Origin of the sequence: Pseudomonas thivervalensis (assembly GCF_001269655.1) — a bacterium.
GTDB classification, from domain to species: Bacteria; Pseudomonadota; Gammaproteobacteria; order Pseudomonadales; family Pseudomonadaceae; genus Aquipseudomonas; species Aquipseudomonas thivervalensis.
Window position 1 is genome coordinate 635514 of the sequence record NZ_LHVE01000001.1, and the last position, 20533, is coordinate 656046.

General features: G+C 63.0%; 20 protein-coding genes. 7 read left to right on the forward strand and 13 right to left on the reverse strand.

The features are described from left to right. Positions 1-355: 355 nt before the first annotated feature. From cueR to AD659_RS02685, 3 genes are all read right to left on the reverse strand, one after another. Complete coding sequence (gene cueR / locus AD659_RS02675; RefSeq protein WP_053118113.1) at positions 356-757, reverse strand: Cu(I)-responsive transcriptional regulator; 402 nt, start codon at positions 755-757, stop codon at positions 356-358. Continuing rightward, positions 754-3147 carry a heavy metal translocating P-type ATPase gene (locus tag AD659_RS02680; RefSeq protein WP_053118115.1) on the reverse strand — a complete coding sequence of 798 codons (2394 nt, stop codon included), beginning with the start codon at positions 3145-3147 and terminating at the stop codon, positions 754-756. The genes cueR and AD659_RS02680 overlap by 4 nt, the downstream gene beginning before the upstream one ends. A gap of 175 nt (positions 3148-3322) precedes the next feature. Beyond that, complete coding sequence (locus tag AD659_RS02685) at positions 3323-3706, reverse strand: hypothetical protein (protein ID WP_053118117.1); 384 nt, start codon at positions 3704-3706, stop codon at positions 3323-3325. 148 nt (positions 3707-3854) lie between these two features. On the opposite strand from AD659_RS02685, the gene AD659_RS02690 reads away from it, so the two are divergent. Then, a complete protein-coding gene (locus tag AD659_RS02690; protein ID WP_053118119.1) occupies positions 3855-4052 on the forward strand; it encodes a heavy-metal-associated domain-containing protein in 198 nt (65 codons plus the stop codon). A gap of 94 nt (positions 4053-4146) precedes the next feature. Then, complete coding sequence (locus AD659_RS02695; protein ID WP_053118121.1) at positions 4147-5349, forward strand: multidrug effflux MFS transporter; 1203 nt, start codon at positions 4147-4149, stop codon at positions 5347-5349. A gap of 1 nt (position 5350) precedes the next feature. Here the strand turns inward: AD659_RS02695 and AD659_RS29915 are convergent, their stop codons facing one another. Next, entirely contained in the window at positions 5351-5521 is a 171-nt protein-coding gene (locus AD659_RS29915) for a hypothetical protein (protein ID WP_163006800.1), read from the reverse strand. A 265-nt stretch (positions 5522-5786) separates the two neighbouring features. Further along, a complete protein-coding gene (locus AD659_RS02700; RefSeq protein WP_053118123.1) occupies positions 5787-6800 on the reverse strand; it encodes a zinc-binding alcohol dehydrogenase family protein in 1014 nt (337 codons plus the stop codon). Positions 6801-6914: 114 nt separating this feature from the next. Here AD659_RS02700 and AD659_RS02705 point away from each other — a divergent pair, with 114 nt between their 5' ends. The 3 genes from AD659_RS02705 to AD659_RS02715 all read left to right on the forward strand — a co-directional run bounded on the left by AD659_RS02705 (position 6915) and on the right by AD659_RS02715 (position 10213). Beyond that, positions 6915-7844 (forward strand): LysR family transcriptional regulator, encoded by a 930-nt coding sequence (locus AD659_RS02705; RefSeq protein ID WP_053118125.1) that lies wholly within the window; start codon positions 6915-6917, stop codon positions 7842-7844. A 141-nt stretch (positions 7845-7985) separates the two neighbouring features. After that, on the forward strand, positions 7986-8720 hold the full coding sequence (locus tag AD659_RS02710; RefSeq protein WP_053118127.1) for an ArsR/SmtB family transcription factor: 735 nt from the start codon (positions 7986-7988) through the stop codon (positions 8718-8720). 113 nt (positions 8721-8833) lie between these two features. Beyond that, the gene (locus AD659_RS02715) at positions 8834-10213 is read left to right on the forward strand and encodes an MFS transporter (protein ID WP_053118129.1); all 1380 of its coding nucleotides are present in this window, start codon (positions 8834-8836) and stop codon (positions 10211-10213) included. A gap of 157 nt (positions 10214-10370) precedes the next feature. On the opposite strand, the gene AD659_RS02720 is transcribed toward AD659_RS02715, so the two are convergent. The 3 genes from AD659_RS02720 to AD659_RS02730 all read right to left on the reverse strand — a co-directional run bounded on the left by AD659_RS02720 (position 10371) and on the right by AD659_RS02730 (position 13599). After that, positions 10371-11324 carry an adenosine deaminase gene (locus tag AD659_RS02720; RefSeq protein WP_053118131.1) on the reverse strand — a complete coding sequence of 318 codons (954 nt, stop codon included), beginning with the start codon at positions 11322-11324 and terminating at the stop codon, positions 10371-10373. 84 nt (positions 11325-11408) lie between these two features. After that, complete coding sequence (locus AD659_RS02725) at positions 11409-12374, reverse strand: 2-oxoglutarate and iron-dependent oxygenase domain-containing protein (protein WP_053118133.1); 966 nt, start codon at positions 12372-12374, stop codon at positions 11409-11411. A gap of 142 nt (positions 12375-12516) precedes the next feature. Next, positions 12517-13599: a BMP family ABC transporter substrate-binding protein gene (locus AD659_RS02730; RefSeq protein WP_053118135.1), complete on the reverse strand. Its 1083-nt coding sequence runs from the start codon at positions 13597-13599 to the stop codon at positions 12517-12519. A 354-nt stretch (positions 13600-13953) separates the two neighbouring features. Here AD659_RS02730 and AD659_RS02735 point away from each other — a divergent pair, with 354 nt between their 5' ends. After that, a complete protein-coding gene (locus tag AD659_RS02735; RefSeq protein WP_053118137.1) occupies positions 13954-15045 on the forward strand; it encodes a calcium:cation antiporter in 1092 nt (363 codons plus the stop codon). Between the two features lie 123 nt (positions 15046-15168). Here AD659_RS02735 and AD659_RS02740 read toward each other — a convergent pair whose 3' ends face one another. From AD659_RS02740 to AD659_RS02750, 3 genes are all read right to left on the reverse strand, one after another. Next, complete coding sequence (locus AD659_RS02740; RefSeq protein WP_053118139.1) at positions 15169-16527, reverse strand: 8-oxoguanine deaminase; 1359 nt, start codon at positions 16525-16527, stop codon at positions 15169-15171. Positions 16528-16796: 269 nt separating this feature from the next. Beyond that, positions 16797-17483 carry an SDR family oxidoreductase gene (locus tag AD659_RS02745; protein ID WP_053118141.1) on the reverse strand — a complete coding sequence of 229 codons (687 nt, stop codon included), beginning with the start codon at positions 17481-17483 and terminating at the stop codon, positions 16797-16799. Positions 17484-17508: 25 nt separating this feature from the next. Beyond that, positions 17509-17859, reverse strand: coding sequence for a MerR family transcriptional regulator (locus tag AD659_RS02750; protein WP_053118143.1), 351 nt, complete (start codon positions 17857-17859; stop codon positions 17509-17511). 81 nt (positions 17860-17940) lie between these two features. On the opposite strand from AD659_RS02750, the gene AD659_RS02755 reads away from it, so the two are divergent. Continuing rightward, entirely contained in the window at positions 17941-18363 is a 423-nt protein-coding gene (locus tag AD659_RS02755) for a hypothetical protein (RefSeq protein WP_053118145.1), read from the forward strand. A 133-nt stretch (positions 18364-18496) separates the two neighbouring features. On the opposite strand, the gene AD659_RS02760 is transcribed toward AD659_RS02755, so the two are convergent. Both AD659_RS02760 and AD659_RS02765 read right to left on the reverse strand, forming a co-directional pair. Next, a complete protein-coding gene (locus AD659_RS02760; protein WP_053118147.1) occupies positions 18497-19423 on the reverse strand; it encodes an ABC transporter permease in 927 nt (308 codons plus the stop codon). Beyond that, positions 19423-20529, reverse strand: a complete 1107-nt coding sequence (locus AD659_RS02765) for an ABC transporter permease (RefSeq protein ID WP_053118149.1) — start codon at positions 20527-20529, stop codon at positions 19423-19425. The genes AD659_RS02760 and AD659_RS02765 overlap by 1 nt, the downstream gene beginning before the upstream one ends. Positions 20530-20533 lie beyond the last annotated feature (4 nt).

The following is a 20533-nucleotide window of genomic DNA, read 5'->3' on the forward strand; positions in this document are numbered from 1 at the left end:
CCAAAACGCTTTTGCCCCACCACTTGGTGCCTCGCCTAGGCTCGGCATGCCTGAACGAAGGCATTGCTCCGTGGGCCGCCGCGAAGGGCCATCCATGGCCCCGCGCGGCTACCTCGGCATCCATGCCGAGGTGCCCACTGCGCAACACCTTCGTTCAGCCATCGTGGTTAACGGGGCGCCCGAGATCAACGTCCACCGCGAGGCGGCCTGATAGCCGACCTGGCTCTTGGTGAGGCCGCGTTTCTCCTGTGGGAGCGAGCTTGCTCGCGATGACGGCGGCACATTCAACATAGATGCAAGCAGACCCACCGCTATCGCGAGCAGGCTCGCTCCCACAGGGGGATTGGCGGTGGCATCAACTTTTGCAGCACCCCGACGCCAGTTCCTTGAGGATCGGACAGTCCGGACGGTGGTCGCCGTGGCAGTGCTCTACCAGGTCTTGCAGGGTGTCGCGCAGTTCGGCCAGTTCGCGGATTTTCTGGTTCAGTTCATCGATGTGTTGCCGGGCCAGGGTCTTGACGTCGGCGCTGGCGCGTTGGCGGTCTTGCCAGAGGGTCAGCAGTTTGCCGACCTCTTCCAGGGAGAAGCCGAGATCCCGGGAGCGCTTGATGAACGCCAGGGTGTGCAGGTCATCGGTGCCGTAGATCCGATAGCCGCTGTCGGTGCGATGGGCGGCCTTGAGCAGGCCGATGGATTCGTAATAACGGATCATTTTCGCGCTCAGGCCGCTCTGGCGGGCCGCTTGGCCGATGTTCATCGTTTGTCCTCCAACTGCTTGGGTGTCCAGAGCTTCAACAGTAACGCATTGCTCACCACGCTGACGCTCGACAGCGCCATGGCCGCGCCGGCCAGCACCGGGTTGAGAAAACCGAACGCCGCCAGGGGGATGCCGATCAGGTTATAGACGAACGCCCAGAACAGGTTCTGGCGGATCTTGGCGTAGGTCTTGCGGCTGATGTCCAGCGCCGCCGGCACCAGTCGCGGATCGCCGCGCATGAGGGTGATGCCCGCGGCATGCATCGCCACGTCGGTGCCGCCGCCCATGGCAATGCCGATGTCGGCGGCGGCCAGGGCCGGAGCGTCGTTGATGCCGTCGCCCACCATCGCCACCACCGAATGGCTCTTCAGTTGCTGGACGATGGCGGATTTATCCGCAGGCAACACTTCGGCATGGACATGAGTGATCCCCAACGCCTGGCCCACCACCCGGGCGCTGCCTTGGTTGTCGCCGGTGAGCAAGTGGCTGGCGATGTGCTGTTCATTCAAGGCTTCCACGGCGGCGAGGGCACCGGGCTTGAGGGTGTCACCGAAAGCGAACAGGCCCAGCACCCGCGGCGTCGCGCCTTGTTCGATCAACCAGGACAAGGTGCGGCCTTCGGTTTCCCAAGCCTGTGCGGAGTCGGCCAGCGAACCGGGGTTCAGGCCCAGCTCGTCCAGCAGGCGACGATTGCCCAGGGCCAGGCGGTGACCGTCGAGGCTGCCGGCGATGCCGCGTCCAGCCAGGGACTGGCTGTCGCTGACATCCTGCACGTCCAGGCCGCGCTCGGCGCAGGCGTCCAGCACCGCTTTGGCCAGAGGATGTTCGCTGCCGCGTTGCAGGGCGCCGGCCATGTTCAGCAGCGCGTCTTCATCACCGTCGAGGGCGGTCAAGTGGGCGATGCGCGGCGTGCCGGAGGTCAGAGTGCCGGTCTTGTCGAACACCACCGTCGTGACTTCATGGGCGCGTTCCAAGGCCTCGGCGTCCTTGATCAGAATCCCGTGGCGCGCCGCCACGCCAGTGCCGGCCATGATCGCCGTGGGTGTCGCCAGGCCCAGGGCGCAGGGGCAGGCGATCACCAATACGGCGACGGCGTTGATCAGCGCGGTTTCCAGAGGCGCGCCGTACAGCCACCAGCCGATCAACGTCGCCAGGGCCAGCAACAGCACCACCGGGACGAAGACCTGACTGACTTTATCCACCAGTTTCTGGATCGGCGCCTTGGCGGCCTGGGCGTCTTCCACCAGGCGGATGATGCGCGCCAGAACGGTTTCGGCGCCTAGGGCTTGCGTGCGCACCAGCAACCGGCCTTCGCCATTGATGGCGCCGCCGGTGACTGTGTCGCCGGGTTGCTTGGGCACCGGCAGGCTTTCGCCGCTGATCAGCGCTTCGTCGGCATGGCTCTGGCCTTCCAGTACTTCGCCGTCCACCGGGAAGCGTTCGCCCGGCTTGACCAGCACCAGGTCATTCAAGCGCAGGGCGCTGATGGCCACGTCCCGCTCCTGGCCCTCGATTACCTGGATCGCCCGTTCCGGGCGCAAGGCTTCGAGGGCGCGAATGGCGCTGGCGGTCTGGCGCTTGGCACGGCTTTCCAGGTATTTGCCGAGCAACACCAGGGCGATCACGACGGCTGAGGCCTCGAAATACAGGTGCGGCATGCTGCCAGGGCGGGCGATCACCCATTCATAAAGGCTCAAGCCGTAGCCGGCGCTGGTGCCCAGGGCCACCAGCAGGTCCATGTTCCCGGCACCGGCCCGCACGGCCTTGAAGGCCGCGACATAAAAACGCGCACCGAAGATGAATTGCACCGGCGTCGCCAGGGCGAATTGGACCCAGGCCGGGAGCATCCAATGCACGCCGAACGGCTGCAGCAGCATGGGCAGCACCAGGGGCACGGATAGCAGGATCGCCAGCACCAGTGCCAGGCGTTCACGGTTCAGACGGTTGCTCTGGGTGTCGGCGGCTTGCTCGGCCTGCCAGACCGTGGCGTCGTAGCCGGCGCGCTTGACAGCATCGATCAGGGTTTGCGCATCCACTTGGCCGAGCAGTTCGAGGTGGGCCCGCTCGTTGGCCAGGTTGACGCTGACGCTGTTCACGCCGTCTACCTTGCTCAGGGCGCGTTCGACCCGGCCGACACAGGAGGCGCAGGTCATGCCTTCGATGTTCAGTTCCAGGGTGTGCACGGGAACGCTATAACCCGCCTGTTCGACGGCCTGCTTCAAAGCCGGCAGGCTGCCTTCGGGGGCCTGGACACGGGCCAGTTCCGTCGCCAGGTTGACGCTGACGGCACTGGCACCGGCGACTTTGCGCAAGGCTCGCTCGACCCGTCCGGCGCAACTGGCGCAGGTCATGCCGGCAATGGGTAGATCGAACGTGGTGGATTCGGACATGGGTCGGGCTCCCTGTAGTGAATGACTACAGGATCAACCTTGCCATGCTGGCAAGGTCAAGCGCCAATCCCTGTAGGAGCGTGCTTGCTCGCGATAGCGGTAGGTCAGTCGACCTCAATGTTGGATGTTAGGCCGTCATCGCGAGCAAGCTCGCTCCCACAGGGACAGTGGTGTGTCAGTAACCGAGCCCGGCGGGCTTGAGGAACATGCCTTGATGGTTCATGGCGATGCGGAACTTCAGGATGTCACCGGCCCTGAGGGTAATGTCCTGCGAGCCCGGTGCGAGCATGCCCGGGTTGCAGCCCGGCGCCTGTCCTGGCAGCAATTTCAGGCGCAAGGAGAATTGACCTGGCGGCAGGTTGAACGAGGTGCTTTGCTCCTGGAACAGCCTGGCCGAGAGTTGATCCTGGATGTAGATGCCGATTTCGCAGCTGGTCGCCACTTCCAGGCGCTCCCGGGAAATGATCAACACGCCATAATCTTCGCCGGCGGCCAAGGCTTGGGGCGCCACCGCTGAAAAACCGAGCATGCAAAACAGGCTGAACGCTGACCAGCGCATGGCTGAACCTCCGGTGTGGAATCCTTGATGGGTGCAGCTTGGCTGACGGCGATGCCGATTGCCAGCCCGGCAGTTTTTGTCAGAACTTGACCTTGCCATGATGGCAAGCTTGAGACTGGCGCCAACTTCAATCCCAAGGAGTCATCTCATGCAAACATTCAATGTCGAGGGCATGTCCTGCGGTCACTGCGTCAAGGCCATCACCCAGGCTCTGCAGGCCAAGGATCCGGCGGCTCACGTGCGTATCGACCTGGGCGCCAAGACCGTCGAGGTCCAGAGTTCATTGCCGGCCAATGCCGTGGTCGAGGCCATCCAGGAGGAGGGTTATCAAGTCAGCGCCGTTTGAATTTTTTAATCGTTAGCGACCTATCGGAATGTTCAAGAGCGCCCGGCACAGCTAGACTGTCGGGCTGTCGAACGACGCCTGAGCTGGACGCCCGATGAACCTCCGTACGATTCTGATTCTTGGCGCCTTGAGCGCTTTCGGTCCCTTGGCGATCGATTTCTACCTGCCTGCCTTCCCGGCAATGGCCACAGCCTTTGGCACTGACGAAAAACACATCCAATTGACCCTGGCGGCCTATTTCCTCGGCTTGTCCATCGGGCAGTTGGCCTATGGGCCGGTGGCGGATCGCTTCGGGCGGCGCATTCCGCTGCTGACCGGCGTCGGATTGTTCACCCTGGCGTCCCTGGGCTGCGCCTATGCACCGAACCTCGAATGGCTGATCGGCGCTCGCTTCGTCCAGGCCTTGGGCGGCTGTGCCGGGATGGTGATCTCTCGGGCGGTGGTGAGCGACAAATGCGACGCGGTGGGCTCGGCCAAGGTGTTTTCGCAACTGATGCTGGTGATGGGCCTGGCGCCAATTCTGGCGCCAATGCTGGGCGGGTTGCTGGTGAACCTGCATGGCTGGCAGTCAATCTTCATTGCCCTGACCGTGTTCAGCGCATTGGCGTCGACGGCGGTGGCCTTGTGGCTGCCGGAGAGCTTGCCGGACTATGTGCCTCGGCAGCCGTTGTCGGGGGCGTTGCGCCAATATGGCCGGTTATTGACCGATGCCGTCTACCTCGGCCATGCGCTGACGGGGGGCATCGCTATCGCTGGGATGTTTGCCTACATTGCCGGCTCGCCTTTCGTCTTCATCAAGCTTTATGGCGTGCCCGCCGAACATTTCGGTTGGCTGTTTGGCACCAACGCGGCAGGCTTCATCCTGGTTGCTCAGGTCAACGCCCGGCTGCTGTCCAAGCGCGGCCCGGCGTTCCTATTGAACCGCGCAGTATGGGTTTACCTGGGCGCCGGGCTGAGCCTGTTGGCGGTCAGTTCATTGCAACCTGCGCAGTTGTGGCCGCTGCTGGTCCCACTGTTTATCTGCATCGCCAGCCTGGGTTGCATCCTTCCCAATGCCTCGGCCTGCGCCATGAACGGGCAGGGCGCGCGGGCGGGCAGTGCTTCGGCCATGCTTGGCTGCCTGCAGTTTTCCGTCGCGGCGGGAGCCGCCGCGCTGGTCGCCGCGTTGCATGACGGCACCGCCGTGCCGATGGCCTTGGTCATCAGTCTCTGCGGGCTGTTGGTGGTGGGTGCCGCCATGCTCACCCGTCGTCTGCAAAACGCCCGGGCCCTGGCCCAGGCCAGTGGCGAGGGCTGACTCAGCCAGCTGCGCGCTGCTGCTGTTCGGGGAAATGATGAGGCGCGTGGATCCGCGCTTGCAGGGTCGTGGCGAAAGCCTGGGCTTCAGCCTCGGTACGGAAGGTGACGACGTGCTGGTCAAGACGCACTTGCCATTGGGATTTTGCCACTTCTTTTATCAGGATCTTCATTGCTGACCTCCTCACGAAAAGATTGCGTTGCAAAGGCCTCGAGTGTAGACCCGAATGCGATCGCAATTGTGACAACGGTCAATTCTCGGACTGACGGTGCAGTTCCAAGTTGATGCAACAGCAGTTCCAAGTTGATGTACCACTTGTGGCGAGGGAGCTTGCTCCCGCTTGGGTGCGCAGCGCCCACATTGGGGCTGCTGCGCAGCCCAGCGGGAGCAAGCTCCCTCGCCACAAGGATTGTTGGCGGGGCGACTGCTGCGTTCGGTCAGAAGCCTTCGAGCACAATCTTGCCCTTGGCCTGGCCGCTTTCCAGCAACGCATGCGCACGGCGCAGGTTCTCGGCGTTGATGGTGCCGAAATGCTCGCCCACCGTGGTCTTCAACGTCCCGGCGTCGATCAGGGCGGCCACACGGTTGAGCAGTTTGTGCTGCTCGAGCATGTCCGCCGTTTCGAACAGCGAGCGGGTGTACATGAACTCCCAGTGCAACGACAGGCTCTTGCGCTTGAGCTTGGTCACGTCCAGCGCCTTGGGATCGTCGATCAGCGCCAGTTTGCCTTGGGGCGCGAGGGCTTCGACCAATTGGTCCAGGTGCTGGTCGGTCTGGGTCAGGCTGGCGACGTGAGTCACCTGGGGCTGGCCTGCTTCTTTCAACACGTCGCTCAAGGGGCGGCTGTGGTCGATTACCAGGTCGGCACCCAGGTTGCGCACCCATTCCTGGGTTTGCGCACGGGACGCGGTGCCAATCACTTTCAGCCCGGTGAGTTGGTGGGCCAGTTGCGTCAGGATCGAACCCACGCCTCCCGCCGCGCCGACGATCAACAGGCTTTGGCCCTGGTCGTCCTGGCCTTCCTGGATGTGCAGGCGCTCGAACAACAATTCCCAAGCGGTAATGGCCGTCAACGGCAGCGCTGCCGCATCGGCGAAACCGAGGGTCTTGGGCATGTGGCCGACAATGCGCTCATCCACCACGTGCAACTCGCTGTTGCCACCGGCCCGGGCGATGGAACCGGCGTAGAACACCTTGTCCCCGGCCTTGAACAGCGTGACCTCGCTGCCCACCGCCTTGACCACGCCGGCTACGTCCCAGCCCAGCACCTTGGCGACGCCGTCTTCGGGTTGGACGTTCTGGCGGACCTTGGTGTCCACCGGATTGACCGAAATAGCCTTGACCTCTACCAGCAGGTCTCGGGGACCGGCGAGCGGTTCCGGCAGTTCAATGTCCTGGAGCGATTGCGGGTCGGTGATGGGCAACGAATGGTAGTAGGCGATGGCTTTCATGAAGCGGCTCCGTGAGGTGAGTTTCGATGAAGGCCATGTTTGACTATTTATAGTCGAGATAAAACCGGCTAAAAGAACAGGCTCTTTCAATAATATTTTGATAATGGAGCCGTCATGCTTCGCTTCGATGACTTGCAATTGTTTGTCCGGGCGGCGGACCTGGGCAGCCTTTCGGCGGCGGCCAGGGTCATGGACCTGTCGGCGGCGGTGGCCAGTGCCGCGTTGAAACGGATCGAGCAGCACCTCGGCGCGCGGCTGTTGGCCCGCTCCACCCGCAGCCTGCGCCTGACGGCCGAAGGCGAGGGCTTTCTCGAATATGCCCGTGCCGCGTTGAGCAGCCTAGATGAAGGCCGGCGGTTGTTGACCAGCGGTCAGGACCAGGTCAGCGGCGTGTTGCAGTTGTCCGCGCCATCGGACTTGGGGCGCAACCTGCTGTTGCCCTGGCTGGACGCGTTCCAGCGCGAGCACCCGGGGCTGACGGTGCGGTTGCTGTTGGGCGATCGCATTGCCGACCTGTTCAAGCAACCGGTGGACATTGCCCTGCGTTATGGCGATCCGGAAGATTCGAGCCTGGTGGCCTTGCCCGTCGCCCCGGATAACCGTCGGGTGCTGTGTGCGTCGCCGGATTATCTGGCACGCCAGGGTGAACCCCATCAGTTGGAACAATTGGCCCAGCACAACTGCCTGTTGTACATGCTGGGCAGCCGGGTCCATGACCGATGGGGTTTTCATGACGGCAAGCGGGAGGTGAGCCTCACCGTTACGGGCGACCGCTTCAGTGACGACGCCGATGTGGTGCGCCGCTGGGCGGTGGCAGGTGCCGGGATCGCCTACAAGTCATGGCTGGATGTGTCCACCGACGTGCTGGCCGGGCGCTTGAAAATCCTCTTGCCGCACCTGCAATGCGAACGCGCGCCGCTCAACCTGCTATGCGCGCACCGGGCGCAATTGAGCAAACCCATCAACCTTTTGCGGGACATGCTCCGGACCCGCTGTGGTGAGTTGACGGCTCGATTTCCACTCCCGACGGGGGCGGGGCAATAGTCGCGCACAAATAGAGACTTTTCCCTCATGAACAATCGCCTCCAAAGGTTTCCGGAGGACAGGAAAGCTCGATCGCCGCGCTTATACTAGCGACCGCCTGCGCCAGAGCAGTAGACGAATGATTCAACAGGGAGTGAATACATGGAACATGCACCTTGCATCAGCCAGATCGCCACGCTGCTGGCTGACCCCAAGCGCAGCGCAATGATGTGGGCCTTGATGGACGGCACGGCCCGCCAGGCCGAGGAGTTGGCATTGCTCGCCGGGTTGTCGCCGTCATCGGCCAACGCGCACCTGGGGCGCTTGTCCGCCGGAGGCCTGTTGAAAGTCGAAGCCCGGGGCCGCAAGCGGTTTTTCCGCCTGGCCGCGCCTGAAATCGGCGCGGCCGTCGAAGCCCTGGCCAGCGCGACCCTGGTCAGTACGCCGCGGCAGATTCCGGAGGTCTTCAAGCGCCGGGTCATGCCGACCAAGGCCCCATCGGCCCCCGCTTCGTTGATGCGGGCCAGGCTGTGCGACGATCACCTGGGGGGAACCCTGGCGGCCGATCTCTACCAGCGCCTGCTGGATGCCGGGTGGATCGAGCAGTTCGAACAGCGGGTGATCGTCACGCACAAGGGCGCCAACCAACTGGCCGAGCGTGGTTTGTTCATCCAGGCCCTGGCCCATCGCAACGCCCGTATCGCCTGCCCCTGCCCGGACTGGAGCGAGCGGCGTCCGCACCTGGGGGGCGCGCTGGGGGCGGCGTTGCTGCAGTTGTTCCTGCAGTCGGGTTGGCTGACCTTGCCCAACGATTCGCGGGCCTTGCAGGTGACGACGCTCGGCCAGCAGGAAATCCACCGGTTCGCCCGGCAGGACGCCGTGGAGATGGCGCTCTAGGAAACGCTCCTGGCGCGTCGCTCAGGGCTGTCGGCAGGTCGTAATCAGCAATAACCGCCCGCAAGGTTCGCGCACACTCGGTCCGGGGAATTTTTCTGGATTGGGGGGCTTGCATGAATACTCACGGTTACAGCGCGGCGGAACGCCTGGAGCGGTTACCCATCAGCGGGTATCACCGGGTCATTTTCATCATCATCGCCCTGGCGTTTTTCTTCGATTCCATGGACTTGGCAATGATGACGTTCCTGTTGGGCTCGATCAAAGCCGAGTTCGGCCTGAGCACCGCCCAGGCCGGTCTGCTCGCCAGCTCCAGCTTCTTCGGCATGGTGCTGGGGGCGTCGCTGTCGGGCATGCTGGCCGATCGGTTCGGGCGCAAGCCGGTGTTCCAATGGAGCATCGTGTTGTGGGGCATTGCCAGTTACCTGTGCTCTACCGCCCAGGACGTCGAGACCTTGACACTGTTTCGCGTCCTGCTCGGCATCGGCATGGGCATGGAGTTCCCGATTGCCCAGTCCATGCTCTCGGAACTGATCCCGGCCAAGCGTCGAGGGCGCTACATCGCCTTGATGGATGGTTTCTGGCCGCTGGGTTTCGTGGCGGCGGGGGTGTTGTCGTATTTCCTGCTGCCGGTGATCGGTTGGCGCGACATCTTCCTGGTGCTGGCGGTGCCGGCGGTGTTTGTCCTGGCGATTCGCTTCTTCATTCCCGAGTCGCCGCGCTGGTTGGAACAGGCCGGGCGGGGTGACGAAGCGGACGCCGTGCTCAAGCGGATCGAAGACAAGGTCCGGGCCTCGCTGGGACGGCGCGACCTGCCGGAGCCGATCCGCCTGCCAAGGGTCGAGCGTGTGCCGGGCAATTTCTTTTCGGCCCTGGCGCAGATCTGGTCGCCGCTGTATCGCCAGCGCACGACGATGATCTGGAGTGTCTGGTTCTTTGCATTGCTCGGTTTTTATGGCCTGACGTCCTGGCTCAGCGCGTTGCTGCAGCAGTCGGGGTTCGCCGTGACGCAGTCGGTGTATTACACCGTGTTGATTTCCCTGGGCGGGATTCCCGGCTTCCTGATGGCGGCCTGGCTCGTGGAGCGTTGGGGACGCAAGCCGGTGTGCATCATCACGTTGCTGGGCGGCGGCGTGATGGCGTTTCTGTATGGGCAGAGCGCGGTGTTTGGCGGCAACGTCGGCCTGTTGATCGGCACCGGGTTGCTGATGCAGTTTTTCCTGTTTGGCATGTGGGCGGTGCTCTACACCTACACGCCGGAGCTGTACCCGACCTCGGCACGGGCCACGGGCTCGGGTTTTGCTTCGGCGGTGGGGCGCATCGGTTCGCTGCTCGGCCCCCTGGTGACCGGCCTGGTGTTTCCCATCACCGGCCAGGGCGGCGTATTCGCCCTGGGCGCGCTGTGCTTCGCCGTGGCGGCGGGGGTGGTCTGGTTGTTCGGGATGGAAACCCGGGGCAAGACGCTGGAGGAGTTGAGCGAGGGGGGAGCGCAATAGAGCTCCTTGTGGCGAGGGAGCTTGCTCCCGCTGGGCTGCGTAGCAGCCCCATCGTCAAACCGCTTTCACCGATTGCGACCGCTTCGCGCTCGAGCGGGAGCAAGCTCCCTCGCCACAGGTGTTCTCAGTGAAGAGGGCCTACTCAACCTCAAAGGTCTTAAGGTTTCACCAACCGCGCATCCAGGCTGTTCTGCGCCAGGCGCTTGGCCTGGTCCTGGGTCATGCCCAGGTGGGTGTGCAGGGCGTGGAAGTTTTCGGTGACATAGCCGCCGAAGTACGCCGGGTCATCGGAGTTCACCGTCACCTTCACGCCGCGCTCGAGCATGTCGAGGATGTTGTGCTGCGACATGTCGTCGAACACGCAGAGCTTGGTGTTGGACAGCGGGCACACGGTCAATGGAATCTGCTCGTCGATGATCCGCTGCATCAGCCGCTCGTCTTCGATGGCCCGCACGCCATGGTCGATGCGCTGGATCTTCAGCAGGTCCAGGGCTTCCCAGATGTACTCGGGCGGGCCTTCTTCGCCGGCATGGGCGACGGTGAGGAAGCCCTCGTTGCGTGCGCGGTCGAATACCCGCTGGAACTTGCTCGGCGGATGGCCCATTTCCGAACTGTCCAGGCCCACGGCCACGAAGGCATCGCGGAACGGCAGCGCCTGGTCGAGGGTTTTCTCGGCTTGTTCTTCGCTCAGATGGCGCAGGAAACTCAGGATCAGGCCGCTGGTGATGCCCAGTTGTTGCTCCCCGTCCTTGAGGGCGGCGGCGATGCCGTTGAGCACCACTTCGAACGGGACGCCACGGTCGGTGTGGGTCTGCGGGTCGAAGAACGGTTCGGTGTGGATCACGTTTTGCGCCTTGCACCGCAACAGGTAGGCCCAGGTCAGGTCGTAGAAATCCTGGGAGGTGCGCAGCACATCGGCGCCCTGGTAATACAGGTCGAGAAATTCCTGCAGGTTGTTGAAGGCATAGGCCTTGCGCAGGGTGTCGACGTCGCTCCACGGCAGGGCGATCTTGTTGCGCTCGGCCAGGGCGAACAGCAGCTCGGGTTCCAGCGAGCCTTCCAGGTGCAGGTGCAGTTCAGCCTTGGGCAGGGCGTTCAGCCAGTCGTACATGGTCTTTTCTCATCAGCGAATCGATGGCGGGCATTCTACAGGGGGCTGGCCGCCCTGTCGGGTAAAACCTGACCGGCTGATCCACTACACGGGCTGCGGCTCCCGCCGGTAAGCATAGGTGTCAGCGAAGCGCGACAGCAGGAATTCGGCGCAAGTGGTGGTTGGGTACTTTGGCGGGTGGGTGTCATCCTGGCAACCGGGCAGGCACTGGATCAGCGTGTCGGGGTGCGGCTCGGCAAAGAATGGCATCGAGTAGCGGTCCACTCCCAGCGGGCTGATCACCCGGTGCGGCGTGGACAGGTAACGGTCGTTGCTCCAGCGCGCCATCATGTCGCCGAGGTTGACCACGAAGGTGCCCTCGATGGGCGGCGCGTCGATCCACTGGCCGTTGACGTTGCGCACTTGCAGGCCGCCGGCGGCGTCCTGGTAGAGCAGGGTGATGCAACCGTAATCGGTATGGGCGCCGGCCCCTTGCTGCTCGGCGCTGCTGGCAGTGTCGCGGGGCGGGTAATGGATCAGGCGCAGCACGCTCACCGGCTCGTTGAAGCGCGTGTCGAAAAAGTCCCGTTCGATGCCCAGCGCCAGGGTCATGGCGCGCAGCAGGGTTTGCGCAAGCGCTTGCATGTCGCGGTAGTGCTGCTCCATCAAGGCTTCCCAACCGCTCAGGTCGGGGTGACGGTTGGGGCCGCGCAAGGGTTTTTCCGCCAGCACCTCGGGGTGATCGGCCGGCAGATGCAGGCCCATGTCGAAGGTTTCCTTCAGATCACTGGGCTTGGTCGGGTCCAGTTGTTCCGTGGCGACGGCGCCGTAGCCACGGTGGTGGCGGGTCCGGGTGATGTCGATCTTGAGTTTTTCTTCGACGGGCAAGGCGAAGAAACGTTGGGCATTGCCCAGCACCTCGGCGATGCGCGCTGGACTGATGGGATGGCCCTTGATGTAGAAAAATCCCCATTGGCGGCAGGCGCGGTCGATCTGCTCGGCGACGGCTTGCCAGGCGTCGGGCTCATCGTCGTAGAGTGGGCTGATGTCGATGATGGGCAGGCTGTTCATGGCTTTTCCTGAACTTAAAGGTGTACTCAATGTGGGAGCGAGCCTGCTCGCGATAGCGGACTTACGTTCAACATGGATGTGGACAGATAAATCGCTATCGCGAGCAGGCTCGCTCCCACAGGGTCTTGTGTCTATTCGCCAGCTATTTGGGGATCTCAGCCTTCATGCCTTCGACGTAATAATTCATCGACGCCAGTTCCGCGTTGGTGGCGCTCACGCCCGCCGGGATTTTCTCGACGCCGGCCTGGTCCTTGATCGGGCCGGTGAACGGGTGGAAGGCGCCGCTCTCGATGTCGGCGATGATCTGCTCGGCTTCGCCCTTGACCGCTGCCGGCACCAGGTCGCTGATCGGCAGTTTCACCGTGCCTTCCTTCAGGCCACCCCAGTAGTCCTGGGATTTCCAGCCATGGTCGATTACGCTCTGGGTCGCCTGGATGTAATGCGGGCCCCAGTCATTGACGATGGAGGTCAGCACCGCCTTGGGCCCGAAGTGGGCCATGTCCGAAGCGTAGCCCACCGCATAGACGCCGCGGCGTTCGGCGGCCTGGATCGGCGCCGGGCTGTCGGTGTGCTGGAACACCACGTCGACGCCCTGGTCGATCAGCGCGTTGGCGGCGTCGGCTTCCTTGCCCGGATCGAACCAGGAGTTGACCCACACCACTTTGATTTCGGTGCCGGGGTTGTACTTGTTCAGGGCCAGTTGGATGGCGTTGATGTCGCGAATGACTTCCGGGATCGGGAACGAAGCGACATAGCCGATCTTCTTGGTCTTGGTCATCTTGGCCGCGAGGAAACCGCCGACGTAGCGACCTTCATAGGTACGAGCCAGGTAGGTGCCGAGGTTCTTGTCCTGCTTGTAGCCGGTGGCGTGTTCGAAGATCACCTTGGGGAATTGCTTGGCGACTTTCAGCGTCGGGTTCATGTAGCCGAAGGAGGTGGTGAAGATCAGGTCGTACTTGTCCTTGGCCATGTTGCGGATCACCCGCTCGGCGTCGGCCCCCTCCGGCGCGTTCTCCACATAGTGGGTGGTGATCTGCTCGCCGAATTTCGCCGCCAGTTCCTTGCGCCCTTGTTCATGCTGATAGGTCCAGCCGTGGTCGCCGATCGGACCGATGTAGACGAAGCCGACCTTCAGCGGGTCGGCGGCACTGGCATTCAAGCCGGCACCCAGGCCGACGGCTGCGACGACGGCGCAAAGCAACTTCTTCAAAGGGCGTTTGTGCATGAACTCGGACTCCATTTTGTTGTGAGGTTGGCTGTGCAGCATCAATGCAAAATGCTGACCAACAGGACAACTAATCGACATGACCCTATTGTGGCGAGGGAGCTTGCTCCCGCTGGGCTGCGCAGCGGCCCTGTTTTTTACGGTTGCTTCGCAACCGAGCGGGAGCAAGCTCCCTCGCCACAGGTTTTATATCCGCATAACCTGTGGGAGCGAGCGTGCTCGCGATGAGGCCCCTGAGCGCAATAAAGGTGCGCCTGCAAGCCACTCGCCACCCCCTGGTGCACCACACCGACGAAACGTTCGGCGCCCCCCACAGTCAGTAACTCATGACCCGCTCACAGTGACAGGCCCGCGATGTTCACTTTGATCAAGCAAGAAAAACTGCTGTTGCTGGCGCTGGCCGCCGTGTGTGTCGCCTATCCGTTGGAGCACTGGCTGCTGGGCAGCGGGCAGGTGGTGGCGTTGATCGGCGGCCTGGTCTTGATCGGTTTCATCGTCGCGGCCTCCATGCGCGTGGCCCATCACGCCGAGCTGCTGGCGGAAAAGGTCGGTGACCCTTACGGCACCATGATCCTGACCTTGTCGGCGGTGCTGGTGGAAGTGGTGATCCTGGCGATCATGATGAACAACGAAGCCTCGTCGACGCTGGTGCGGGACACGATCTATTCGGCGGTGATGCTCGACATCAACGGCATCCTCGGATTGGCGGCGCTGATGGGCGGGATCAAGCATGGCGAGCAGGTCTACAACGACGATTCCGCGCGCACCTACAGCGTGATGATCCTCACGGCCATGGGCGTGTCGATGGTGGTGCCGGAGTTCATTCCCCGGGAGAGCTGGAAAACCTATTCGGCGTTCACCATCGGCGCGATGATCGTGCTGTACACGCTTTTCCTGCGCATGCAGGTCGGGCCCCACAGTTATTTCTTCAGCTACAGCTACCCGGAAAAACGTCGCAAGAAAGAACCGGTGGAAAACGAGCCGAAACCCGTCAGCCTGACGATTTCCATCGGCGCGCTGGTGTTTGGCGTGGTGGTGATCGGTGCCCTGGCCGAAGTCATGTCCAAGGCCCTCGACCTGGGGCTGGAAGGTTCGGGTGCCCCGCCCGTGGTCACGGCGATCCTGGTGGCGGCGATCTCTGCCGCGCCGGAAATCCTTACCGCCCTGCGCGCGGCCCTCGCCAATCGCATGCAGTCGGTGGTGAACATCGCGCTGGGGGCGTCGCTGTCCACGGTGATCCTCACCGTGCCCGTGATGGAAGCCATGGCCCTCTATACCGGCCAGCCGTTCCAGATGGCAATGACCCCGGTGCAGACGGTGATGATTTTCATCACCTTGATTGTCAGTGCGATCAACCTCAACGATGGCGAAACCAATGCCATCGAAGGCATGACGCACTTTGTGTTGTTCGCAACATTTATCATGCTGTCCCTGCTGGGCCTTTAGGTTCAACACCGTCCCGCTGTGGGAGCGAGCTTGCTCGCGATGACGGAATGACATTCAACATCGATGTCGACTGATACACCGCTATCGCGAGCAAGCTCGTTCCCACAGGGGGGTTAGGGTGGGTCAGGTGCCGGCGATCAATTCCCGTGCTGCCTGGCTGTGATCGGCAATCAGACCCTTCAAGTCCAACCCCTCGACCTGGCCGTCGATCACTCGCCATTGCCCACCGATCATCACCCGATCCGCCCGGTCCGCGCCGCATAACAGCAGGGCCGAGACCGGGTCGTGGCTGCCGGAGAAGCGCAGCTCATCGAGCTTGAACAGCGCCAGGTCGGCTTGCTTGCCCACGGCCAGTTCGCCGATATCGTTGCGCCCGAGCAGTTGCGCCGAGCCCCGGGTCGCCCAGCCCAGTACGCGCTCCGGTGTGATCGCTGGCGCGCCGTAGCGCAGGCGCTGGATGTATAGCGCTTGGCGGGTTTCGAGGATCATGTTCGAGGCATCGTTGGACGCCGAACCGTCTACGCCCAGGCCCACAGGAGCACCGGCGGCGGTCAGTTCCAGGGTCGGGCAAATGCCCGAGGCCAGGCGCATGTTCGAACTTGGGCAGTGACAGATGCCAGTGCCGGCGGCACCGAGTCGGGCGATTTCGTCCGGGTTGAAATGGATGCCATGGGCCAGCCAGGTGCGTGGGCCGAGCCAGCCGACGCTGTCCAGGTAATCCACGGTGCGCAGGCCGAAGCGTTGCAGGCAGAACGCTTCTTCATCGAGGGTTTCGGCCAGGTGCGTGTGCAAGCGTACGTCGAGCTTTTCCGCCAGCTCGGCGCTGGCGCTCATGATTTGGGGCGTGACCGAAAACGGTGAACAGGGCGCCAGGGCAATCTGGATCTGCGCGCCGTCGCCGCGCTCGTGGTATTCAGCGATCAGGCGCTGGCTGTCGTCGAGAATCACCTCGCCTTGCTGCACGGTCTGCTGCGGTGGCAAGCCGCCGTCGGCCTCGCCCAGGCTCATGGAGCCACGGGTCAGCATCGCGCGCATGCCCAATTCACGGACACTTTGCACTTGCACGTCGATGGCGTTTTCCAGGCCTTGGGGGAACAGGTAATGGTGGTCGGCCGCTGTGGTGCAGCCCGACAGCAGCAACTCGGCCAAGGCCACTTTGCTCGCCAGGGCGAGTTTTTCCGGGGTCAGTCGCGCCCACACCGGGTAGAGGGTTTTCAGCCAGGGGAACAACGGCTGGTTCACCACTGGCGCCCAGGCACGGGTCAGGGTTTGGTAGAAGTGATGATGGGTGTTGATCAACCCCGGCAGGATCACATGCTCGCGTGCGTCGAAGACGTGGTCACAGGGCTGGGCGGGTTGTTGGCCGGCGCTTAGCAGCTCGACGATCACACCGTCCTGCAGGACGAGACCGCCACGGGCATCGAGGTCGTTGGCCGTGAAAGTGGCGAGGGGATTTTTTAACCAGGTACGGATCGCAGGCATGGTGGCCGGCTCCTCTGAAAGTGGGTTCAGGTTAGCCAGCTCAGTGATGCCCTGTCTGCTGATCCAGGGTCGCCCGTTGGATAGGGCGAGGTGCGGAGTTTACTCAGGTTGCCGGACGTATTTCCAGTGCCCAACAAAGATCCAATGTGGGAGCGAGCTTGCTCGCGATAGCGGCCTGATATCCAACATCAATGTTGACTGGTCTGGCGCCATCGCGAGCAAGCTCGCTCCCACAGGGTTATCAGAGTCCCACAGGGTATCGGGGGTGTTTACCAGGGAATCGTTTCGCCCCGGTAATTGACGAAGTGATGCCCACCCTTGCCGGCGAAGGCATTGACTTGGTCGATCAGCCCACGGGTGCTGGTCTCGACGTCGATGTCCGCGCCTTCACCACCCATGTCGGTCTTCACCCAGCCCGGGTGCAGCGACAATACCGTCAACGTCTGCTCGCCGAGTTGGCTGACGAAGCTGTTGGTCATGGAGTTGAGCGCGGCCTTGCTGGCCTTGTACAGCGCCAGTTCCGGCGCGTCGGGCATGGTCACGCTGCCCAGCACCGAACTCATGAACGCCAGCACGCCGCTGCCGTCGCGGATCTGGCCGACGAAACGCTGGGCCAGGTTGATCGGCGCCACGGCGTTGGTGAAGAACAACTGGCCGACTTCGGCCAGCGTCGCGCCGCCCGGGCTCTGGTTGTCCGGGCCCTTGACGCCGGCGTTGACGAACAGCAGGTCGAAGGTTTCGCCCTTGAGCTGCTGGCTCAGGGCGATGACGGCTTGCTGGTCGTCCATGTCGAGTTTCTCGATCCGCACCGGGCCCAGCGCCTTCAAAGCTTCTGCGTTCTGCGGGTTGCGCACGGTGGCGGTCACGTTCCAGCCATCGCTGAGCAGTGTCTTCACCAGACCGAGGCCCAGGCCCCGGGAGGCGCCGATGATCAATGCGTTTCTTGCCGAAGTCATGAAGGGCATCCTTGAAAGAAAAAGGTCACGGGTTTAATGGACAACGTTGCCCGAGCCGTTGTTTCAGCTCGTGACGCAACGCGTCGAGTTCGGTCATGCGGGTTTCGATCAGGTTCAGTTTGTCTTGCAGCAATTGCGTCACGGCGCAGTCCGGGTCGGGGGCGTTCCACAGGGCGGCGACGCTGGCGCCGATCTCGCCCAGGGTAAAGCCCAGGCGCTGGGCCGTCTTGATATAGAGCACCAGTTGGACCACGTCGGCAGGGTAGTCGCGGTAGCCATTGGCGCTGCGTGTCGCCGCGATCAGGCCACGTTGCTCGTAGAAGCGCAGCGTGTCCCGACTGACGGCGCAGGCCTGGGCTAATTCACCGATGCGCATTGTGGAACTCCAGAGGACTTGACCTTGGAGCATACCCCAGGCTTTAGCCTTTTCGCTTCCCAATTATCTGGAGCAAGGTGTATGTGGACTTCGATGCAATATCGCCGGGTGGTGCTCGGCAGCGCCTGGTACGACCTGATCGTGTCGGCCGCGCTGGCCACGCCGTGGAGCTTTGCGGCGGTGCATGCTGTGTTGATGAGCATGACTCAGCTATTTGCCCTGCCAGGGGACCTGCCGCCGTTTGCGCCGGCGCATGTGCTGATGGTGAATTTGATGGGCTCGATTGTCTGCGTGTGGGCCGTGCTGCGGATTCGGGATCCGCAACCGTTGTATGGGCGTTATGACGCGACGGGGCGGTTTCTGTTTTCGGCCTGGATGCTGTATGCGCTGCTGCATGGGGCCAGTGCGGTGTTGTGGGTTTTCCTGTTTTTCGAGGTGGTGTGGGGCGTTATGCAGATACTGCCCGTCCGTGGCGAGGGAGCTTGCTCCCGCTGGGCTCTGTAGGAGCTGGCGAAGCCTGCGATCTTTTGATCTTTCGCTTGAGATTCAAGCGTCTGGGGAAAGATCGCAGCCTCGTTGCACTCGACAGCTCCTACAGCGCAGTCGAGCGGGAGCAAGCTCCCTCGCCACAGGGTTCTCAATGCCCCGCCTGCCAAGGCTGCCCCAGTGATACAGGGGCATACAACCGGGTGCGCACGGCATCCCGGGAGAGCAGCACCAGCACCACAATGGTCGCGGCATAGGGCAGCATCGCCAACAGGCTCGATGGAATCGCCAGCCCCAACCCCTGGGCCACCAGGTGCAGGATGCTGGCGAGGCCGAACAGGTAAGCGCCCAGCAGCAGGCGCCACACTCGCCAACTGGCGAAAACGACCAGTGCCAGGGCGATCCAGCCGCGCCCGGCGCTCATGTTTTCGGCCCACATCGGTGTGTAGGCCAGCGACAGATAGGCGCCGGCCAACCCGGCCATGGCGCCGCCAAACAATACCGCCAGGGTCCGTACCCGCAACACCGGCAGGCCCATGGCGCTGGCGGCATCGGGGTTTTCGCCAACGGCCTGGATGATCAATCCGACGCGGCTTTTCACGATCACCCACGCCACCAGCGCAAACAGCGCGAAAGACAAGTAGACCAGCAGGTCCTGGGCAAACAGCATCCGTCCGATCAAGGGGATGTCACTCAGGTAGGGAATGGCCAACGGCTCGAAGCCCGCCAACGGCTTGCCGACCCAGGCCGCGCCGACAAAGCTCGACAGGCCCACCCCGAAAATCGTCAATGCCAGCCCGGTGGCGACCTGATTGGCGTTGAATACCAGTGCCACCAGCGCAAACAGCGCCGACAACAGCATGCCGGCGGTCATCGCCAACAGCACGCCGAGCCAGAGGTGGCCGCTGTTGAACGCGACGATAAAACCGATCACCGCGCCGAACAGCATCATGCCTTCCTGGCCCAGGTTGAGGACGCCGCTTTTTTCGCAGACCAATTCACCCAACGCCACCAACAGCAGCGGTGTGCCGCAGCGGACCATGGCGTAGAAAATATTGCTCAACAGGTCGATATCCATCACAGGGCTCCTGCCTGTACCGCGGTGGTTTGGGCACGCCGGATCCAGCGCAGGTTCAGGCGTGGCCGGTAGAGGATCAGCACGTCGCAGGCCAACAGGAAAAACAGCATCATCCCCTGGAACAACTGGGTGATTGCCTGGGGCAGGTTCAGCGACATCTGTGCGCTCTCACCGCCGATGTACAGCAGGGCCATCAACAGGCTGGCAAGCAGAATGCCGATGGGGTTGAGGCGTCCGAGGAACGCCACGGTAATCGCCGCATAGCCGTAGCCCGGCGACACCTGCGGCACCAGTTGGCCGATCGGTCCGGTCACTTCGCAGACGCCGGCCAGCCCGGCCAGGGCTCCGCTGAGCAGAAGCGCCAGCCACACCAGCGGCTTCTGGCGAAAGCCGGCGAAACCGGCGGCGCGGGTATCGAGGCCCAGCACCTTGATCTGAAAACCGACGAAGCTCTTCTGCAGCAAGACCCACACCGCCACCAACGCCAACAGGGCGAAATACACCCCGGCATGGACCCGGCCATCCTCCAGCAGCAACGGCAGGCGACTGGCCTCGCCGAACATCGCCGACTCCGGGAAGTTGAACCCCGCGGGGTCTTTCAACGGCCCGTGCACGCAAAACAGCAGCAGGTTCAGGGCGATGTAGTTGAGCATGATGCTGGTCAGGATCTCGTTGGCGTTGAAGCGCGTGCGCAGCCACGCCGTGAGCCCGGCCCAAGCCGCCCCGGCCAGGGTGCCGGTCAGCAGGATCAACACCAATGCCCAGCGGCTCTGCACGTCGATGATGTTCACCGCCAAGGCACTGCCGGCCAGGGCGCCCAGCAGCAGTTGGCCTTCGGCGCCGATGTTCCAGATCCGCGCCTGATAGGCCACCGCCAGGCCGAGGGCGCACAGCAGGATCGGCAAAGTCTTGACCAGCCATTCGGAGACGCCGTACAGGTCGCTGATCGGCGCGATCAACAGCGTGTACAACGTTTGCAACGGGTCATGCCCGAGGGCGATAAATAGCAGCGAGCCACAGCCCAGGGTCAAGACGGCGGCCAGCAATGGCGAGCACCAGAGCATCAGGCGCGATTGCTGGCCGCGGGGTTCGAGAGAAAGCAGCATGTGG

Bases quoted from the DNA above. Each gene is read 5' to 3' on its own strand.
- cueR (WP_053118113.1), bottom strand. From the start codon at position 757: ATGAACATCGGCCAAGCGGCCCGCCAGAGCGGCCTGAGCGCGAAAATG.
- AD659_RS02680 (WP_053118115.1), bottom strand. From the start codon at position 3,147: ATGTCCGAATCCACCACGTTCGATCTACCCATTGCCGGCATGACCTGC.
- AD659_RS02685 (WP_053118117.1), bottom strand. From the start codon at position 3,706: ATGCGCTGGTCAGCGTTCAGCCTGTTTTGCATGCTCGGTTTTTCAGCG.
- AD659_RS02690 (WP_053118119.1), top strand. From the start codon at position 3,855: ATGCAAACATTCAATGTCGAGGGCATGTCCTGCGGTCACTGCGTCAAG.
- AD659_RS02695 (WP_053118121.1), top strand. From the start codon at position 4,147: ATGAACCTCCGTACGATTCTGATTCTTGGCGCCTTGAGCGCTTTCGGT.
- AD659_RS29915 (WP_163006800.1), bottom strand. From the start codon at position 5,521: ATGAAGATCCTGATAAAAGAAGTGGCAAAATCCCAATGGCAAGTGCGT.
- AD659_RS02700 (WP_053118123.1), bottom strand. From the start codon at position 6,800: ATGAAAGCCATCGCCTACTACCATTCGTTGCCCATCACCGACCCGCAA.
- AD659_RS02705 (WP_053118125.1), top strand. From the start codon at position 6,915: ATGCTTCGCTTCGATGACTTGCAATTGTTTGTCCGGGCGGCGGACCTG.
- AD659_RS02710 (WP_053118127.1), top strand. From the start codon at position 7,986: ATGGAACATGCACCTTGCATCAGCCAGATCGCCACGCTGCTGGCTGAC.
- AD659_RS02715 (WP_053118129.1), top strand. From the start codon at position 8,834: ATGAATACTCACGGTTACAGCGCGGCGGAACGCCTGGAGCGGTTACCC.
- AD659_RS02720 (WP_053118131.1), bottom strand. From the start codon at position 11,324: ATGTACGACTGGCTGAACGCCCTGCCCAAGGCTGAACTGCACCTGCAC.
- AD659_RS02725 (WP_053118133.1), bottom strand. From the start codon at position 12,374: ATGAACAGCCTGCCCATCATCGACATCAGCCCACTCTACGACGATGAG.
- AD659_RS02730 (WP_053118135.1), bottom strand. From the start codon at position 13,599: ATGCACAAACGCCCTTTGAAGAAGTTGCTTTGCGCCGTCGTCGCAGCC.
- AD659_RS02735 (WP_053118137.1), top strand. From the start codon at position 13,954: ATGTTCACTTTGATCAAGCAAGAAAAACTGCTGTTGCTGGCGCTGGCC.
- AD659_RS02740 (WP_053118139.1), bottom strand. From the start codon at position 16,527: ATGCCTGCGATCCGTACCTGGTTAAAAAATCCCCTCGCCACTTTCACG.
- AD659_RS02745 (WP_053118141.1), bottom strand. From the start codon at position 17,483: ATGACTTCGGCAAGAAACGCATTGATCATCGGCGCCTCCCGGGGCCTG.
- AD659_RS02750 (WP_053118143.1), bottom strand. From the start codon at position 17,859: ATGCGCATCGGTGAATTAGCCCAGGCCTGCGCCGTCAGTCGGGACACG.
- AD659_RS02755 (WP_053118145.1), top strand. From the start codon at position 17,941: ATGTGGACTTCGATGCAATATCGCCGGGTGGTGCTCGGCAGCGCCTGG.
- AD659_RS02760 (WP_053118147.1), bottom strand. From the start codon at position 19,423: ATGGATATCGACCTGTTGAGCAATATTTTCTACGCCATGGTCCGCTGC.
- AD659_RS02765 (WP_053118149.1), bottom strand. From the start codon at position 20,529: ATGCTGCTTTCTCTCGAACCCCGCGGCCAGCAATCGCGCCTGATGCTC.